Annotated in this window: 15 protein-coding genes and 1 pseudogene; 9 read left to right on the top strand and 7 right to left on the bottom strand. The window is 54.8% G+C overall.

From position 1 onward, the window contains the following. Positions 1-5: 5 nt before the first annotated feature. Positions 6-1,262 (top strand): diaminopimelate decarboxylase, encoded by a 1,257-nt coding sequence (lysA, locus tag KCR01S_RS12775; RefSeq protein ID WP_061283113.1) that lies wholly within the window; start codon positions 6-8, stop codon positions 1,260-1,262. A gap of 40 nt (positions 1,263-1,302) precedes the next feature. Here the strand turns inward: lysA and KCR01S_RS12780 are convergent, their stop codons facing one another. Continuing rightward, on the bottom strand, positions 1,303-2,316 hold the full coding sequence (locus tag KCR01S_RS12780) for a LacI family DNA-binding transcriptional regulator (protein ID WP_061283114.1): 1,014 nt from the start codon (positions 2,314-2,316) through the stop codon (positions 1,303-1,305). Positions 2,317-2,616: 300 nt separating this feature from the next. Here KCR01S_RS12780 and KCR01S_RS12785 point away from each other — a divergent pair, with 300 nt between their 5' ends. Genes KCR01S_RS12785 through KCR01S_RS12800 form a run of 4 tightly spaced genes read left to right on the top strand, consistent with a single transcriptional unit; the run spans position 2,617 to position 6,683 of the window. Next, positions 2,617-3,954: a PTS sugar transporter subunit IIC gene (locus tag KCR01S_RS12785; protein WP_061283115.1), complete on the top strand. Its 1,338-nt coding sequence runs from the start codon at positions 2,617-2,619 to the stop codon at positions 3,952-3,954. A gap of 7 nt (positions 3,955-3,961) precedes the next feature. Next, the gene (locus tag KCR01S_RS12790; RefSeq protein ID WP_061283116.1) at positions 3,962-5,389 is read left to right on the top strand and encodes a glycoside hydrolase family 1 protein; all 1,428 of its coding nucleotides are present in this window, start codon (positions 3,962-3,964) and stop codon (positions 5,387-5,389) included. 47 nt (positions 5,390-5,436) lie between these two features. Beyond that, complete coding sequence (locus KCR01S_RS12795) at positions 5,437-6,210, top strand: GntR family transcriptional regulator (RefSeq protein WP_061283117.1); 774 nt, start codon at positions 5,437-5,439, stop codon at positions 6,208-6,210. Then, positions 6,207-6,683 (top strand): GNAT family N-acetyltransferase, encoded by a 477-nt coding sequence (locus KCR01S_RS12800; protein ID WP_061283118.1) that lies wholly within the window; start codon positions 6,207-6,209, stop codon positions 6,681-6,683. The genes KCR01S_RS12795 and KCR01S_RS12800 overlap by 4 nt, the downstream gene beginning before the upstream one ends. Here the strand turns inward: KCR01S_RS12800 and galR are convergent. Further along, complete coding sequence (gene galR / locus KCR01S_RS12805) at positions 6,644-7,660, bottom strand: HTH-type transcriptional regulator GalR (RefSeq protein WP_061283119.1); 1,017 nt, start codon at positions 7,658-7,660, stop codon at positions 6,644-6,646. The genes KCR01S_RS12800 and galR overlap by 40 nt on opposite strands. A gap of 618 nt (positions 7,661-8,278) precedes the next feature. Between galR and aas the strand changes: the two genes are divergently transcribed. After that, positions 8,279-10,438, top strand: coding sequence for a bifunctional acyl-ACP--phospholipid O-acyltransferase/long-chain-fatty-acid--ACP ligase (gene aas / locus KCR01S_RS12810; RefSeq protein ID WP_061283120.1), 2,160 nt, complete (start codon positions 8,279-8,281; stop codon positions 10,436-10,438). Beyond that, positions 10,431-11,624: a lysophospholipid transporter LplT gene (lplT, locus tag KCR01S_RS12815; protein WP_061283121.1), complete on the top strand. Its 1,194-nt coding sequence runs from the start codon at positions 10,431-10,433 to the stop codon at positions 11,622-11,624. Before aas ends, lplT begins: the two co-directional genes overlap by 8 nt. Positions 11,625-11,676: 52 nt before the next feature. Here the strand turns inward: lplT and KCR01S_RS12820 are convergent, their stop codons facing one another. From KCR01S_RS12820 to KCR01S_RS25630, 5 genes and pseudogenes are all read right to left on the bottom strand, one after another. Next, entirely contained in the window at positions 11,677-12,717 is a 1,041-nt protein-coding gene (locus KCR01S_RS12820) for an NADP(H)-dependent aldo-keto reductase (protein WP_061283122.1), read from the bottom strand. A 126-nt stretch (positions 12,718-12,843) separates the two neighbouring features. Further along, positions 12,844-13,062 carry a YgdI/YgdR family lipoprotein gene (locus tag KCR01S_RS12825; protein WP_052282063.1) on the bottom strand — a complete coding sequence of 73 codons (219 nt, stop codon included), beginning with the start codon at positions 13,060-13,062 and terminating at the stop codon, positions 12,844-12,846. Between the two features lie 123 nt (positions 13,063-13,185). Next, positions 13,186-13,899, bottom strand: coding sequence for a TerC family protein (locus KCR01S_RS12830; protein WP_052282064.1), 714 nt, complete (start codon positions 13,897-13,899; stop codon positions 13,186-13,188). 196 nt (positions 13,900-14,095) lie between these two features. Then, complete coding sequence (gene mutH / locus KCR01S_RS12835) at positions 14,096-14,782, bottom strand: DNA mismatch repair endonuclease MutH (RefSeq protein WP_061283123.1); 687 nt, start codon at positions 14,780-14,782, stop codon at positions 14,096-14,098. A gap of 143 nt (positions 14,783-14,925) precedes the next feature. Further along, positions 14,926-15,012, bottom strand: a pseudogene (locus KCR01S_RS25630) (hypothetical protein); the annotation flags it as partial. Between the two features lie 454 nt (positions 15,013-15,466). Here KCR01S_RS25630 and rppH point away from each other — a divergent pair. Further along, positions 15,467-15,997 (top strand): RNA pyrophosphohydrolase, encoded by a 531-nt coding sequence (rppH, locus tag KCR01S_RS12845; RefSeq protein ID WP_035893962.1) that lies wholly within the window; start codon positions 15,467-15,469, stop codon positions 15,995-15,997. A gap of 12 nt (positions 15,998-16,009) precedes the next feature. Beyond that, positions 16,010-18,256 (top strand): phosphoenolpyruvate--protein phosphotransferase, encoded by a 2,247-nt coding sequence (gene ptsP, locus KCR01S_RS12850; RefSeq protein ID WP_061283125.1) that lies wholly within the window; start codon positions 16,010-16,012, stop codon positions 18,254-18,256. Positions 18,257-18,421: the final 165 nt, after the last annotated feature.

Here is an 18,421-nt window from a genome sequence, read left to right on the forward strand (position 1 = left end):
TCGCTATGCCACGCCCGCTCAACAACACCGATACCGATCTGACCGCCGACAACCTGCTGCGCCTGCCGGCCGAATTTGGCTGCCCGGTGTGGGTTTACGACGCACAGATTATTCGCGCGCAGATCGCCAAGCTGAATCAGTTTGACGTTATCCGTTTCGCCCAGAAGGCCTGCTCAAATATTCATATTCTGCGCCTGATGCGCGAGCAGGGAGTGAAAGTGGACTCGGTATCATTAGGTGAGATTGAACGTGCCCTCGCGGCGGGCTATGTGCCGGGTAAAGATGAGATCGTCTTCACTGCCGATATGATTGATGGCGCAACCCTTTCCAGAGTGCATGAACTGCAGATCCCGGTGAATGCCGGTTCGGTGGATATGCTCGAACAACTGGGCGAGGTGTCGCCGGGCCATCGCGTATGGCTGCGGGTGAACCCTGGGTTTGGCCACGGGCACAGCCAGAAAACCAACACCGGCGGTGAGAACAGTAAGCACGGTATCTGGTATAGCGATCTACCGGCGGCGCTTGCGGTTATCCAACGCTATCAGCTTAAGCTGGTGGGGATTCATATGCATATTGGCTCCGGCGTGGATTACGGCCATCTGGAACAGGTTTGCGGTGCGATGGTGCGGCAGGTAGTGGAATTCGGTCAGGATCTGGAAGCCATTTCGGCGGGCGGCGGCTTATCAATTCCGTATCGCGAAGGGGAAGAGTCGATCAACACCGATCACTACTTCGGCCTATGGAACAGCGCGCGTGAGCAGATAGCCAAACACCTGGGGCACCCGGTGAAACTGGAAATCGAACCAGGGCGTTTCCTGGTGGCGGAAGCGGGTGTGCTGGTGGCGCAGGTACGTAGCGTTAAAGAGATGGGTAGCCGTCACTTTGTGTTGATCGACGCTGGTTTTAACGATCTGATGCGTCCGGCTATGTACGGCAGCTATCACCATATCTCGGCGCTGGCGGGCGATGGGCGTTCGCTGACGCAGGTGCCGCCGCTGGAAACGGTGGTTGCAGGCCCGCTGTGTGAATCGGGTGATGTGTTCACGCAACAGGAAGGCGGTAAAGTGGAAACGCGCCTGCTGCCTGCGGTCGTACCGGGGGATTATCTGGTGCTGCACGATACCGGGGCCTACGGGGCATCAATGTCGTCAAACTACAACAGCCGTCCGCTGCTGCCGGAAGTGCTGTTTGATAAGGGCGTGGCGCGACTGATTCGCCGCCGCCAGACGATTGAAGAGTTGTTAGCGCTGGAATTAATCTAAAGCGACGATCCCGGGGGCGATAAGCCCCCGGGATGTAGAACTACGATCCGTAATACGGCCCGGTGGTCACCGAGTCGCGTAATACCAGAGTGCCGGTAAACGGCGGAATGGTTTCAATTTCTTCACCGCTGGCCAGCTTAATGGCCTGGTCGATGGCGGTAACGATCATATTATCGATTGGCAGATAGACGGTAGACAGCCCCGGCTCCAGCCACTTGGCGCTTGGCGCATCATCAAAACCAAACAGCGAAATGTCCTGCGGAATACGCAGCCCCGCCTGATGCAGCGCCTTAGACGCGCCCAGCGCCATATCGTCGTTACAGGCGAACAGGGCGCTAAACTTCACTTTCTCAGTCAGCAACGCGTTACACATCTCATAGCCGCAGTTCATGGTCGAATCGCCGTGTTTGACCTTTGCCGGATCCCACGCGATCCCGTTTTGTTCCAGCGCCCGTCGATAGCCCTGCAAACGCGCTTTACCGGTTGGGGTATGGATGGGAACGGTGATACAGGCGATATCGCGATGCCCCTGAGATATTAGATACTCCACTGCCTGGAAAGCGGCGTCTTGCTGCTCAAAGAACACGCAGCGCTCGCGCGCCTGGCTGACGTCGCGGTTGATAACGACCAGCGGCATTGGCGTGTTATTCACCAGTGACATAATGGCTTTTTCGCTCATATGGCGGGTGTAGAGCACGATGGCGTCGCACTGACGGTCGGCGAGCATTTGCACCGCCTGTTCTTCACGCTCGGGCGTGTCGTGGCCGTCGGTGACGATAAGCTGCTTACCCCAGGCTTCCGTCTGGCGGGAGGCCTGTTGGAGCAGGCGGCCAAAGTAGAAACCGTCGAAGGTTGAAACCACAAGGCCGATGCTGTTGCTGGTCCGGTTTGCCAGCGAACGCGCCAGAAAGTTCGGGCGATAGCCCAACTCTTCCATCGCTTTGAACACCTGCTGACGGGTGCTCTCTTTTACCTGACCCGTACCATTCAGCACGCGGGATACCGTCGCTTTCGAGACGCCCGCGTGTATTGAGACATCCAGCATCGTTGCCATGATTATTTCCTGAGACTCCGTAATACGTCGCAGTCTACCACAGACGCAGCGGGGTTAAGTGAACTGCCAGGGGGTTAAAAGACCTATCGCGATCACGCTTTTGCAGTATCCCGCCCGAAAAAATCCCTCATAAGAATGTGGTATACCAATAATCAAATTAATCTCATTCTGGAATACCAAATAGGAGGTTGAGAGCTTAATCACAGAACAATTTTGCGACTGTGGCTATTTTTGGTATGCCAAAAGGTGTTTGGCCGTACACCTGGTGCGCTAAATCGCCCTTAACCCGAGGTATCCTCTATGGCATTACAGGAAAAACTGATTGACTCACTGGGGAGTTTCGCCACGAAATTCAACAGCTACCGCTATATCATGGCGATCAAACACGCCTTCATTACCCTCATGCCGGTAATTATCGTCGGGGCGTTCTCGGTGCTGATCTCCAACATGGTACTTGATCCCAAAAACGGCCTTGCCAGTTTCCAGTCGCTGTCGTTTTTGGCCACGCTGAAGCCCATAACCAGCGCCCTAAACTACGCCACGCTTAACTTCCTTAATATCGGTGCGGTTTTCCTGATAGGCATTGAGCTTGGGCGGATTAACGGTGTTAAAACGCTGTTCCCCGGGCTGCTGGCGGTGATTTGCTTTATCTGCGTCACGCCAACCACCGTGGAGATGATGGTCGATGGGCAGATGCGCGAGGTCAAAGATGTTCTGCTGCGCCAATTCTCTGATACCCGTAGCCTGTTCCTCGGCATGTTTATTGCTATTTTGTCGGTTGAGATTTACTGCTGGCTGGAGGCGCGTAAGGGGCTGAAGATCAAAATGCCTGACACGGTGCCGCCCAACGTTGCTGCCTCGTTTTCGGCGCTGATCCCGGCGATCATTACGACCACTGCTATCGCCACGTTTGGTTTTGTCTTCCACCAGATAACCGGTATGTATCTCTATGATGCGGTCTATCAGGTGGTGCAGCAGCCGCTGGAACGCGTGATGCAAAGCCTGCCGGGGATCCTGCTGCTGATGTTCGTCGCGCAGATCTTCTGGGTGATTGGTATTCACGGCAACCAGATGATCAAACCGATCCGTGAGCCGCTGCTGCTGGGGGCCATCACCGTCAATATGAGCGCCTTTGAGCAGGGCAAAGAGGTGCCGAACATCATCACGATGCCATTTTGGGACGTCTATATGAGCATTGGCGGATCAGGCCTGACGATAGGGCTGCTGATCGCGGTGATGATCGCCACCAAACGTAAAGAAATGAAAGAGATCGCCAAGCTGTCGATTGGCCCAGGGATCTTTAACATCAATGAGCCAGTGATCTTCGGCATGCCGATTATGCTGAATCCGATTCTCGCGATTCCTTTCATCATCACGCCGTTAGTGACCGGCAGCATCGGCTATTTCGCGACGGTAACAGGGTTTGCCGGTAAAGCGGTTGTAATGGTGCCGTGGACCACGCCGCCGCTGATTAACGCCTGGCTCTCTACCGCCGGGTCAATGGGGGCGGTGATTACGCAGCTTATTTGTATCGTAGTGGCGGTACTTATCTATTTGCCATTCGTCAAAATCGCCTCCCGCCGCGCAGAACTCTCTGACCGCCTGGCGGAAAAATCTCCGGCAACCGACCCTTTGTGAGGACGCTATGACCATTAAACGGATGACCATTCCGCAGGACTTTATTCTGGGCGCTGCGGCTTCGGCCTGGCAGACAGAAGGATGGAGCGGGAAGAAAGAGGGCCAGGATTCATGGCCGGATCTCTGGTACAAGCACGATCGCCACGTTTGGCATAACGGCTATGGCCCAGCGGTGGCGACCGATTTCATCAACCGTTTTCGTGAAGATGTACAGTTGATGAAGCTGGCCGGCCTAACCCACTACCGGACCTCGATTAACTGGTCGCGCTTTCTGACCGATTACGACGCGGTTACGGTAGATGAGGAGTATGCGAGCTATTACGACCAGCTATTTGACGAGCTGCTGGCAAACGGCATTGAGCCGATGATTTGCCTGGAACACTATGAACTGCCGGGCTATCTGCTGGAGCAGTACGGCGGCTGGGCCAGCAAAAAGGTGGTTGAGCTGTACGTTCGCTATGTCGAGCAGGTGTTTGCCCGCTACCATCATAAGGTGACGCGCTGGTTTACCTTCAACGAACCGATTGTCGTGCAAACACGCGTCTATCTTGATGCACTGCGCTGGCCATATGAACAAAACACCGCGACCTGGATGCAGTGGAATCACCACAAAGTGCTGGCGACGGCCAAAGTGGTTCAGCTGTTTCGTGCAAAAGGCTATCAAGGGACGGTGGGCTGTATTCTCAACCCAGAAGTGACGTACCCGCGCTCCCGCGCCGCGCACGACCTCCGCGCAGCGGAGATGTACGACCTGTTCTATAACCGCGTATTCCTTGACCCTTTCGTACACGGTACCTATCCGCAGGAGCTATTCACGCTGCTGGAGAAGCATGGCGTGGCCTGGGACTACAGCACCGAAGAATTGGCTATCATCCGCGATAACACTGTCGATGAGCTGGGGATCAATCTTTACTATCCGCATCGGGTCAAAGCGCCGTCGCGCGCGTGGCATCCGGATACGCCATTCCATCCGGCTTACTACTACGAGCCCTTTGAGCTGCCGGGCAGAAAAATGAATCACTCCCGAGGCTGGGAGATTTATCCGCGTATCGTGTATGACATGGCCATGCGGATTAAGAACGACTATCGCAATATCCCCTGGTTTATCGCTGAAAGCGGAATGGGGGTGGAAAACGAAGGCCAGTTCCGTCGCGCCGACGGAGTGATTGCCGACGATTATCGCATTCGCTTTATTAGCGAGCATCTGTGGCAAACGCTGCGGGCGAAAGCGGATGGCGCTAACTGCCATGGCTATATGCTGTGGGCTTTTACCGACAACGTTTCGCCGATGAATGCGTTTAAAAACCGCTATGGGCTGATTGAAATCGATCTGCAAAATAATCGCGCGCGCCGTCCTAAAGCCTCGGCAAGCTGGTTCCGCCAGTTGCGTGAAAGCCGCGAATTGACTGTGGATATCGATGATGAGTGGCGCTAAATTTTGCTAAGATAGCGGCGGAATCAGCTTAACGTACAGGTGATAGTGTGGAGAAGGCAACCGTCCCGCCGGAAAAGAAGCCGTATCAGGAGATTGGCGAAGATTTGCGTGCCCAGATTGTGCAGGGGCGCTATCCCGTTGGGTCGCGCCTGCCGCCGGAGCGTAATATCGCTGAGACCTATGGCGTTAGCCGGACTATCGTGCGCGAGGCATTGTTGATGCTGGAGCTGCAGGGCACGGTCGATATTCGCCAGGGGTCCGGCGTGTACGTGATGCGCGTTCCGCACGAGAACGACGGCGAAGAAGAACAGATGCTCAGTAGCGACGTGGGGCCGTTTGAAATTTTGCAGGCCCGGCAACTGCTGGAAAGCAATATTGCAGCGTTTGCGGCCAAAATGGCCACCCGTGCGGATATCGATAATCTTAAACAGATAATCGAGCGCGAGCAGCGGGCAATCGCCATGAACGACACCAGCCAGGACAACAGCCGACTGTTCCATCTGGTGCTGGCCGGCGCAACGCAAAACCAAATGCTGCTGGCGACCATCGAACGCGTTTGGCTGCAAATGGACAGCAGCCCGCTGTGGCAGCAGTTTAATGTTCACATTGCCAGCCGCGCCTATCGCCTGAAATGGCTTGGCGATCGGCAAACGATCCTGGCAGCGTTACGCCGCCGCGATGTGATGGGAGCCTGGCAGGCGACATGGCAGCATCTGGAAAACGTGAAAAATAGCCTGTTAGAGCTGTCCGATGAAGATGCGCCTGATTTTGACGGCTATCTGTTTGAATCGGTGCCTATCTTCCAGGGAAAACAGCTGTGATGATTCAGCCGCTTTACGCCGCTCCACAGCATGCGGAGCAGGTCAGCCGCTGGCTGTGGCAGGCGTTTGGCGAAGGGCTATCGCCGGCGTTTTTTGCCAGCGTTGTTCATCACAGCATGACGCCAGGTGCGCTGCCGTTAACGTTTGTGGCCACCGACGGTGACCGGCTGTTGGGCACGGTGGGGCTTTGGCGCTGTGATTTAATCACGCGACAGGATCTGTGGCCGTGGATGGCCGCGCTGTACGTCGATGAATCCGCGCGCGGATGCGGGTTGGCCGGCAAACTTCAGCAGCACGTGATTGACTATGCCAAATCGCAGGGCTTTGACGCCCTGTTTCTGTACTCGGCCTGTCGTGATTTTTATGAACGCTTTGGCTGGCAGCCTATCGGTGATGGCCTGGATTATCCGGACACCACCGTCCATCTGTATCGTTACGATTTAGGGGCGTCGGCCGGGGCAATCACCGAATGACGGCGCACTAGCGTAGGGCTAAACAGATGAGTGATATCCGGTAGCGGCCGTTTCTCTGCCAGCGCCAGGGCCAGCTCTGCCGCTTGGGTTGCCATGGTGACAATCGGATAACGGATTGTCGTCAACCGTGGACGTACATAGCGCGAGACCAGTACATCATCAAATCCCATCAGCGAAATCTCCTGCGGGACGTCGATTCCATTATCGTTGAGTACCCCCATCGCGCCTGCTGCCATCGAATCGTTATAGCAGGCCACGGCGGTAAACTGTTTGCCTCTACCCAGCAGTTCGGTCATCGCTAGCTCGCCGCCGCTTTCGTCTGGCTCGGCGAAGGTGACGAGTCGATCGTTACACGGCAGACCGTGCTCTTTTAACGCATCGTAATACCCTTGCAGGCGGTCTTCCGCATCCGAAATGGCGTGATTCGAGCAGATATAGCCAATTCGCGTATGCCCCTGCTGAATCAGATGTCGGGTCGCCAGCCACGCGCCGTAGCGGTCGTCGAGCGCTACGCAGCGTTTTTCAAAACCGGGAAGGATACGGTTGATTAATACCATGCCGGGGATCTGTTTCATTAACCCGGCCAGCTCGGCATCGGGAATCAGCTTGGCGTGGACAACCAGCGCCGCGCAGCGATGGCGGATCAGTTGCTCAATCGCCTGACGCTCTTTTTCTTCGTTATGGTAGCCGTTGCCAATCAGCAAAAAATTGCCGGTGTTGTAGGCGACCTGTTCCACGGCTTTGACCATGGCGCCAAAAAAAGGATCGGAAACGTCGCCCACCACCAGACCTACGGTTTCCGTTGACTGCTGCGCCAGTGCGCGCGCGTTCGCATTCGGGTGGTAGTTCAATGACTCCATGGCGGAGTTGACGGCCTGACGTGAAGCATCGCTGGCTTTCGGAGAGTTGTTGATGACGCGAGATACGGTTGCGACGGAGACGCCTGCAAGCCGAGCCACATCCTTTATTGTCGCCATATTATGCCTTCATGTTCTTTTGGTGGGTAAGCGTTTACACCATAACAGTGTTACGGAATTCCCCGTTGTATTCAAGGACGAGTCTGTGGAGAAATGCACAATATTGATGTGTCCGTGACGTTTTTTCACCGAGTTACACCGCGGTTATGCAGGCAAAAGGGCATTTTCAAATGTTTGCTTACACTTTGCGGAATGCTGTTGCGAATGTCTGCTGGAGCAGGCGTGATGCGAATTGATAATCTGGCCATCCCAGAGGTATTGATAGGTGAAGTCGACCCTAAAGGTTGATCACTTGATTACACCAACCTGCGCAGATGCGCAGGTTTTTTTTGCCCGTTCGCCCGCCCTGTAACAGTTGGTGATAATCGCAATACCTCGTTGCATTTCCGCTTACTCTCTTGCGCTTTTTCGCTGGTGGCATCCCGCGCAGAAAGCGACAATTGTGGTCCCAGAGGTATTGATTGGTGAATGTTTTAATGTGTGCTTTGCACACGCCATCACTTACACCGACCTGCGCAGATGCGCAGGTTTTTTTTTGCCTCCGCCAGCCCGTCTACTGCATTTCCCCGGTTTTCTCGTGTACCCTGAAATGACAAAATGACGACAAATGGAGTTGATATGCTTCTGGGATTCTTTCGACAGATTTTTAAGGTGTTATTCCGCGTAAGGATGACCGGCAACACCGATGCGTTACGTCAGCCGAAAGTGCTGATCACGCCCAATCATGTTTCCTTCCTCGACGGTGTACTGTTGGCGCTGTTTCTCCCTGTTCGTCCGGTATTTGCCGTTTACAGCTCAATTTCTGAAAAATGGTTTATGCGCTGGCTGGCTCCGATCATCGATTTCGTTCCGCTTGATCCGACGAAGCCGATGTCAATTAAGCATTTGGTCCGCTTGATTGAAAAAGGCCGTCCGGTGGTGATTTTTCCCGAAGGGCGTATTTCGGTTTCCGGCTCGCTGATGAAAATTTATGACGGCGCGGCCTTTGTGGCGGCGAAGTCCGGGGCCACGATTATCCCAGTGCGTATCGAAGGCGCCGAGCTCACCTACTTCAGTCGTCTGAAAGGGCTGGTAAAACGCCGTCTGTTCCCACGCATTCAATTACACCTGTTGCCGCCAACGACGCTGCCAATGCCGGAAGCGCCGCGCGCCCGCGATCGCCGTAAAATCGCCGGTGAAATGCTGCATCAGATTATGATGGAAGCGCGGATGGCAGTACGTCCGCGCGAAACGCTGTATGAATCGCTGCTGTCGGCAATGCGTCGTTATGGCGAGAAAAAACCGTGCATAGAAGACATTAACTTCCAGCCGGACAACTACCGAAAATTACTGACTAAAACGCTGTTTGTGGCGCGAATTCTGGAAAAATACAGCCAGAAGGGCGAAAAGATCGGTTTAATGCTGCCGAACGCCGGCATCAGTGCGGCGGTCATTTTCGGCGCTATCGCCCGCGGGCGCATTCCGGCAATGATGAACTACACCGCCGGGGTGAAGGGGCTAACCAGCGCGATTACCGCCGCGCAGATTGGGACCATTTTTACCTCCCGTACCTTCCTCGATAAAGGCAAACTCTGGCATTTGACTGAACAACTGACCCAGGTGCGCTGGGTGTTCCTTGAAGACTTAAAAGGCGACGTGACCACCGCTGATAAGCTGTGGATCTTCTCCCGCGTGCTGATGCCGCATCTGGCGCAGGTTGCGCAGAAACCGGAAGACCCGGCGATTATCCTCTTTACCTCCGGCTCAGAAGGCCACCCGAAAGGCGTGGTGCATAGCCATAAAAGCATTCTGGCGAACGTCGAACAGATTAAAACCATCGCCGACTTTACCGCCAACGACCGCTTTATGTCGGCGCTGCCGCTGTTTCACTCGTTTGGTCTGACGGTCGGGCTGTTCACGCCGCTGCTTACCGGCGCCGAAGTGTTCCTCTATCCAAGCCCGTTGCACTATCGCGTGGTGCCGGAATTGGTTTACGACCGTAACTGTACGGTCCTGTTTGGGACTTCGACGTTCTTAGGTAACTACGCGCGCTTTGCGAATCCCTATGATTTCTATCGTCTACGCTATGTGGTAGCCGGGGCAGAAAAACTTCAGCAGAGTACAAAAGAGCTTTGGCAGGACAAATTCGGCCTGCGCATTCTGGAAGGCTATGGCGTGACGGAATGTGCGCCGGTGGTCTCTATCAACGTGCCAATGGCGGCGAAACCCGGCACGGTCGGGCGAATTTTGCCGGGTATGGATGCGCGGCTGCTGGAAATTCCCGGTATCGAGAAGGGCGGTCGCCTGCAGGTCAAAGGGCCGAACGTGATGTCGGGCTATTTGCGCGTTGAAAACCCTGGCGTGCTGGAAGTGCCGACGGCCGAAAATCAGCACGGCGAACAGGAAACCGGCTGGTACGACACGGGGGATATCGTGGCCTTTGACGCGCAGGGATTTGTGCAAATTCAGGGCCGTGCCAAACGCTTTGCCAAAATTGCCGGCGAGATGATTTCGCTGGAGATGGTTGAACTGATGGCGCTTGGCGTATCGCCGGACAAAATGCACGGCACGGCGGTGAAAACCGATGCCAGCAAAGGTGAGGCGCTGGTGCTGTTTACCACCGATAATGAACTGACCCGCGATAAGCTGCTGCAGTATGCGCGGGCGAACGGCGTACCGGAGCTGGCGGTGCCACGCGATATCCGCTATCTAAAACAGCTGCCGCTTTTGGGCAGCGGTAAACCGGACTTCGTCACCCTGAAAAGCATGGTTGCAGAGACGGAAAAACCGAATGAGTGAGTCAGTACACACTAACCCATCCATCTGGTCGAAAGGCATGATGGCGGTAATTTTTGCCCAATTCCTCTCGGCCTTTGGCGACAACGCGCTGCTGTTTGCGACGCTGGCGCTGATGAAGCAGCAATTCTATCCGGACTGGAGCCAGCCGGTGCTGCAGATGGTGTTTGTGGGCGCTTACATCATTTTTGCACCGTTTGTCGGCCAGGTGGCGGATAGCTTTGGTAAAGGCCGGGTCATGATGTTTGCCAACGGCCTCAAATTGGTGGGGGCGGCGACGATTTGCGTGGGGATAAACCCGTTTATCGGCTATACGCTGGTGGGCATTGGTGCCGCGGCCTATTCACCGGCGAAATATGGCATTCTCGGCGAAATCACCACTGGCGATAAGCTGGTGAAAGCCAATGGCCTGATGGAAGCGTCCACCATTGCGGCAATTTTGCTGGGCTCGGTGGCGGGCGGTATCGTCGCCGATATGAGCGTGGTCGGCGCACTGGCGCTCTGTGCGGTGGTTTATGGCGGCGCGGTGGTGGCGAATATTTTCATTCCCAGGCTGCCAGCCGCGCGACCGGGGCAATCCTGGCGTTTTCGCCCTATGACCGCGAGTTTTTTCAACGCCTGCAACGTGCTGTGGCACAACAGCGAAACGCGCTTTTCGCTGTTGGGAACTAGTCTGTTCTGGGGGGCGGGCGTAACCCTGCGTTTCCTGCTGGTACTGTGGGTGCCGCTGGTACTGGGGTTAACCGATAACGCCACGCCAACCTATCTCAACGCCATGGTGGCGGTAGGGATTGTGGTGGGCGCAGGGGCGGCGGCGAAGCTGGTGACGCTGGAAACCGTGGCTCGCTGCATGCCTGCGGGCGTTTTGATTGGCGTGGTGGTGGCCATTTTCGCCCTGCAGCACGCTATTCTGCCGGCTTACGTTTTGCTGTTCATTATTGGCGTCTGCGGCGGCTTCTTTATCGTACCGCTCAATGCGCTGCTGCAGGATCGTGGCAAACACACCGTGGGCTCGGGTAACGCGATTGCGGTGCAGAATCTCGGTGAAAACAGCGCCATGCTGATGATGCTGGGGCTTTATTCTCTGGCGGTGGCGGTGGGTATACCGGTGGTCGGCGTGGGGGTAGGCTTCGGGGTACTGTTTGCGCTCGCCATTATCGTACTGTGGCTGTGGGGTAAACGGCGCTAACGGTTGTCATCATCATTGAAAAATTCAGGGGCGCTAATGCGCCCCTGAAACGTTACGGTGCCGGGTAGGTATAAACCTGATGCACCGCTTCAATTTCTGCCAATACCTCTTCGCTTAGCTCCAGATGCAAACTCTCGACGTTAGTTTTGAGCTGCTCCATGGTCGTCGCCCCTAAGAGGGTGCTGGCAACAAACGGCTGACGGCGAACGAACGCCAGCGCCATCTGCGCCGGATCCAGATTATGACGTTTCGCGATATCGACATAGGCGGCTACCGCTTTTTGCGTCTGCTCGCCGCTGTAACGGGTGAAGCGGCTAAACAGCGTGTTGCGCGCCCCGGCCGGTTTTGCGCCGTTAAGGTATTTTCCGGTTAGCGTACCGAATGCCAGGCAGGAGTATGCCAGCAGCTCTACGCCTTCAAACTGGCTGACTTCCGCCAGCGCCACTTCGTAGCTGCGGTTTACCAGGCTGTACGGGTTCTGGATAGTAACAATGCGCGGCAGATTGTGCTTGTCCGCCAGGTGCAAATAGCGCATGACGCCAAATGCCGTTTCGTTCGAGACGCCGATATAGCGAATTTTACCGGCACGTTGGTACTCGGTCAGCGCTTCCAGCGTCTCCAGCAAAGAGACCACCGGCGCGGAGTCAGCCCAGGTGTAGCCCAGCTTGCCAAAGCAGTTGGTTGGGCGCTGCGGCCAGTGAACCTGATAGAGATCGAGATAGTCGGTCTGCAGACGTTTGAGGCTGCTGTGCAGCGCATCGCGAATATTCTTGCGGTCGAGCGCCTGGTTTGGACGGATACCGCTATCGTTATTACGCGTTGGGCCACTGACCTTCGAGGCAATGACCAGCTTCTCGCGGCTACCATGTTTGGCCAGCCAGTTGCCGACGTAGGTCTCGGTTAATCCCTGAGTCTCCGGGCGCGGCGGGACGGGATACATCTCAGCGACATCAATCAGGTTGATGCCCTGGCTGACGGCGTAATCAAGCTGTGCATGGGCGTCGGCTTCGCTATTCTGTTCACCAAACGTCATTGTGCCCAGCCCAAGGGTGCTTATCTCAAGCGAGCTGTGGGGGATACGGTGGTACTGCATAAGCCGGCTTCCTTTTATCAACAGCGTCAGGAAAGAGTCCTGACAAAGGAATATAAAAATGGCAGAGGGGAAGAAAAAGGGGAAGTAAAAAAATAAAAAAGGCCAGCAAGCGGCTGACCTCTACGTTTATCGTTTAATGATTTGCGATACGTCGTCACGGTTGATCTGCATCTGATTACCCTGCTGGTCTTCATAGCTGATAAGACCCGTGTCGTCGTCGACTTCCGGTTTACCGTCAGTAAGAATCATTCGACCATCTTTGGTCGCCATGACGTAATCGCTGCTGCAGCCGGAAACGGCGAAAGCTAAACCTACTGCGGAAATCAATACTGCCCATTTTGTCATCGTTATCCCCTTCATCACCGCACTCTTGATAGTTTAGTAATAACCGACCCAGAGAACAGCATAAAGCAGGAAAATCTTAAAAAAATCAGACATGGCCCCCAAAAGAGGGCCATGAGCAGCAGATTACAGTGGGTTTTTCTTATTTCTCAGGAGATTGAGGCTTTCAACCGAGATGGAGAAGAACATCGCAAAGTAGATGTAGCCTTTTGGTACGTGTACGTCGAAGCTTTCCAGAATCAGCGTAAAGCCAACCAGAATCAGGAAGGACAGGGCCAGCATCTTCACGGATGGATGGCGGTCAACGAACTCACCGATCGAACGAGCCGCAAACATCATCACGCCCACCGCAATCACAACCGCCGCCATCATGATGAACAGATGGTCGGAGAGGCCGACGGCGGTGATCACCGAATCGAGGCTGAAGATGATATCCAGCAGCATAATTTGCACGATAGCGCCGATGAACGAATGCACGTTGGTTTTGATGCTTTCTTCATCGCCTTCAATGGACTCGTGAATTTCCTTACTGGCTTTCCAGATAAGGAACAGCCCACCAAGCAGCAAAATCAAATCGCGAATTGAAATGGCCTGATCGAATACGGTAAACAGCGGGTTAGTCAGTTTGACAACCCAGGCGATAGAGGCCAGCAGCGCCAGACGCATGATCATCGCCCCCATTAACCCAATACGACGGGCATGGGCGCGCTGTGCGGTTGGGAGCTTGGCAACAACCAGAGAGAGAAAAATAATATTATCGATCCCCAGAACGATCTCTAACAGCGTCAGCGTGCCGAGCGCAAGCCAGGCGTTGGGGTCGGTGATCCATGCAAATAACATTAGATAAATCCTGCCAAAAAAACGAAGCGTTAATTGATGTACGTTGAATGGCTACTTATCGGAACGCAGGCAAGACTCTCCCCCGGCAACGGATCCCTGTCGAGACGGGGGAAGGTAAAAGAAAGCCTGTGAGCGAACGATAAATAACGGCAGTGATTATAAGCCCGCCGCGCGGCAGGACAAAAAATTAATACGCTTAAGGCATAAAGTGGCGCGCCAGCAGGGCAGCGGTGAAGTTCTTTTTCAAATAGAAACCGCGCGGCAGCGTCATGATACGCTCACCCTGCGCGCCGATAGCCTCGGTTAATGCTTTGCTGTTTGCTGCTTTTGGACGCAGTTGCAGCACTTCGCCGTGGCGCGCGGTAATCCGCTCGACCTGGCCCAGCACAATCAGGTCCATCAGTTCTTCCCAGTCCATGCGGAGCTGATGCTCTTCTTCAGCGCTGGGCGTCCACAGTAAAGGAGAACCAACCCGGCGTTCCGCCAGTGGAATGGCCCGCTCGCCTTCCACCGGGATCCACAGTACCCGCTTGAGCTTGTGACGCACGTGGCTGTTCTCCCACGTTACGCCAGAATTACCGGTGAGCGGCGCCACGCAGACAAAAGTGGTTTCCAGGGGACGGCCCGCGGCATCGATGGGGATGGTTTTCAGTTCGACGTCCAGCGCGGCGAAATCCTGCTCTGGCTTACTGCCCGCACTGGCACCGAGCCAGATTTCCAACAAAATGCCAATCCAGCCTTTATCGCGTTTTAAATCCTTCGGCGTCACGATGCCGGCCATCGCCGCAAGTTCACCCAACGAATAGCCCGCCAGCCGCTGCGCCTGAGCAAGCAGTTCAGCCTGGGTTTTCGGCGATGAAGGAAGTGGAGCGAGGGTTGACATGATAACGCGCCTTTTGCTTAAAAAATGAACGACAATTTCACCGGGTGTGGATAGAGTTTAACTTTTTCTGAGTAAATATATCAACGCGATGATTCTAATGGTTTTTTTTAAATTACCCACCGAGAGAAAACGGTGAAAAAAAAGGTTTTCCAATTCTGGTCACTGACAATGAACAGGATCTTACACCATGTTATCCACAGAAAAATGGGATAACTGGGGAAAAGCCTCACTACTGTTTCGATTTACAGCCTTGACGTGCGACGAAAATCGAATTTTTGCACAAAAGATGCCTAAGATGTTGGCACAATCTGTGGATAAAACCGACGTTGTTCGATCTTTCATCAATGGAAGGATCGCCTATGTGACGATCATCACGTTATAGCATCATGCAGGCAGATGAATGCTAATAACATAATGAAAAATAGCGTTTTACTGAAAGGGGCTGACATGCGATTATTCAGAGTACTCTGGGTTTTCCCTGGGTAAACCCCTACTTCTTCACAACTCTATCCACAGAAAAAGTGAATAAAATCGGCCACAGGTACGCTTTGCTGTTTATAACTATGATGATTACTGTGAGTTATTCAAATGTTATTCGGGATGAGGCTGTGCAATAGAGTGGTTTACCGTTTCCAGCGAGTGTGAAACAATCATTCACATTGAAGCTTATTTTGAGGTAGTCCGGTGATTGATGACGATGGCTACCGCCCAAATGTTGGTATTGTAATTTGCAATCGTCAGGGCCAGGTTATGTGGGCTCGGCGCTATGGTCAGCACTCCTGGCAATTCCCGCAAGGGGGCATAAACCCCGGTGAGACAGCAGAACAGGCGATGTATCGGGAACTCTTCGAAGAAGTTGGATTAAGCCGTAAGGATGTACGGATCCTCGCTTCGACCCGAAACTGGTTGCGTTACAAGTTGCCGAAACGTTTGGTGCGTTGGGACACAAAGCCGGTTTGTATCGGCCAGAAACAAAAGTGGTTTCTCTTGCAGTTGATCGGCAATGACGCGGATATCAATATGCAGACCAGCAGCACGCCGGAATTTGATGGCTGGCGCTGGGTGAGTTACTGGTATCCGGTGCGCCAGGTCGTTTCGTTTAAACGTGACGTCTACCGCCGGGTGATGAAAGAGTTCGCCAGTGTAGTCATGGCGCTTGCGGAGAGCGCGCCAAAACCGCAAAGCGCGCCTGCTTATCGACGCAAAAGAGGTTAAGCCACGCATATTATGCTCACTCGCTTACGCGAAATAGTTGAGAAGGTCGCGAGTGCGCCTCGGCTAAACGAGGCGCTGGATATTCTGGTTACCGATGTCTGCCAGGCGATGGAGACAGAAGTATGCTCGGTTTATCTTGCCGACAACGATCGACGCTGCTTCTACCTGATGGCGACCCGCGGCCTCAAAAAACCGCGCGGTCGTACCATTACGCTCGCCTTTGATGAAGGTATCGTCGGCTTGGTGGGCCGCCTGGCAGAGCCTATCAACCTCGCCGACGCGCAAAAACACCCCAGCTACAAATATATTCCTTCCGTAAAAGAAGAACGTTTCCGTGCGTTCCTTGGCGTACCGATTATTCAGCGTCGTCAGCTACTGGGCGTACTGGTCGTACAGCAGCGTGAACTGCGTCAGTTTGATGAAAGCGAAGAATCATTCCTGGTGACGCTGGCCACGCAGATGGCGGCGATCCTCTCTTTGTCTCAGCTCACTGCGTTATTCGGGCAGTACCGTCAAACGCGCGTACGTGCGCTTCCGGCGTCGCCGGGCGTGGCGATTGCCGAAGGCTGGATGGATGCCACGCTGCCGCTGATGGAACAGGTCTATGAAGCGTCGTCGCTTGATACGGCGCTTGAGCGTGAACGCCTGACCGGGGCGCTGGAAGAGGCCGCTAACGAGTTTCGCCGCTACAGCAAGCGTTTTGCCGCCGGCGCGCAGAAAGAGACTGCGGCTATTTTCGACCTCTATTCACACCTGTTGTCCGATGCCAGCCTACGCCGCGAACTGTTTGCCGAAGTCGACAAAGGCGCGGTAGCAGAATGGGCGGTGAAAAAAATCGTTGAGAAATTTGCCGAACAGTTTGCTGCGCTGCGCGATGGTTATCTGAAAGAGCGAGCCGGCGATCTCCGCACGCTGGGGCAACGATTACTGTTTCATCTTGATGACACGACCACCGGTGCTAATGCCTGGCCGGAACGCTTTATTCTGGTTGCGGATGAGCTGTCTGCTGCCACGCTCGCCGAACTGCCGCAGGATCGGTTAGCGGGCGTCGTGGTACGCGATGGCGCGGCTAACTCCCATGCGGCGATCATGGTTAGGGCTTTAGGGATCCCGACGGTGATGGGGGCCGACATTCAGCCGGCGATCCTTCACGGGCGAACGCTGGTGGTGGACGGCTATCGCGGCGAGCTGCTGGTCGATCCGGAACCGATCCTGATTCAGGAATATCAGCGTCTTATTAGCGAAGAGAACGAACTCAGCCGTCTGGCGGAAGGCGATGTTGATCGTCCGGCTGAGCTGAAAAGCGGTGAGCGCGTCAAAGTTATGCTTAATGCGGGCCTGAGCCCGGAGCACGAACAGATGCTGGGGCGCCGTATCGATGGTATTGGCCTGTACCGCACCGAAATTCCCTTTATGCTGCAAAGTGGCTTCCCTTCCGAAGAGGAACAGGTGGCGCAGTATCAGGGGATGCTGCAGATGTTCAATGATAAGCCGGTTACGCTGCGCACGCTGGATGTCGGGGCCGATAAGCAACTGCCGTATATGCCGATCAGCGAAGAAAACCCCTGCCTGGGCTGGCGCGGTATTCGCATTACGCTCGACCAGCCGGAGATTTTCCTGGTTCAGGTGCGCGCCATGCTGCGTGCCAATGCGGCAACCGGCAATCTGAGCATTTTGCTGCCGATGATCACTAGCCTTGAAGAGGTGGATGAGGCTCGCAGGCTTATCGATCGCGCCGGCCGCGAAGTGGAAGAGATGATTGGTTACGCTATTCCGAAGCCGCGTCTGGGGATCATGCTGGAAGTGCCATCGATGGTGTTTATGCTGCCGAATCTGGCAAATCGCATCGACTTTATCTCGGTCGGTACCAATGATCTGACGCAATACGTTCTGGCGGTGGACCGCAACAACACTCGGGTAGCCAGCATTTACGATAGTCTGCACCCCGGCATGATTCGGGTGCTGTCGATGATCGTGCAGGAAACCGAACGCTACGGTATCGATCTTCGCCTGTGCGGTGAAATGGCCGGCGATCCGATGTGCGTCACCATTCTGATTGGCCTCGGTTTTCGTCATCTCTCGATGAACGGTCGTTCAGTGGCGCGCGTGAAATATCTGCTGCGCCATATCGATCTCGAGGACGCGCAAACCCTGGCACAGCGCAGTCTGGATGCGCAAATGGCGACCGAAGTCCGTCATCAGGTGGCGGCGTTTATGGAACGTCGCGGCCTCGGTGGCCTGATTCGCGGCGGCCTCTGACCATTCCGCTCTCCCTTTGCGGGAGAGCGGGGTCTGCGCGCTATACATATCTTTTACATCTTCCACGCATCATCTCTCATCACCCTTGTGCTATTATTCGCACCTTTGGAGCGTCTGAAGCTTTCGGCGCGCATCTCTACCGCTGTCCACTTTCGGCGGAATAAC

The sequence above is a fragment of the Kluyvera cryocrescens NBRC 102467 genome (assembly GCF_001571285.1).
GTDB lineage: Bacteria > Pseudomonadota > Gammaproteobacteria > Enterobacterales > Enterobacteriaceae > Kluyvera > Kluyvera cryocrescens.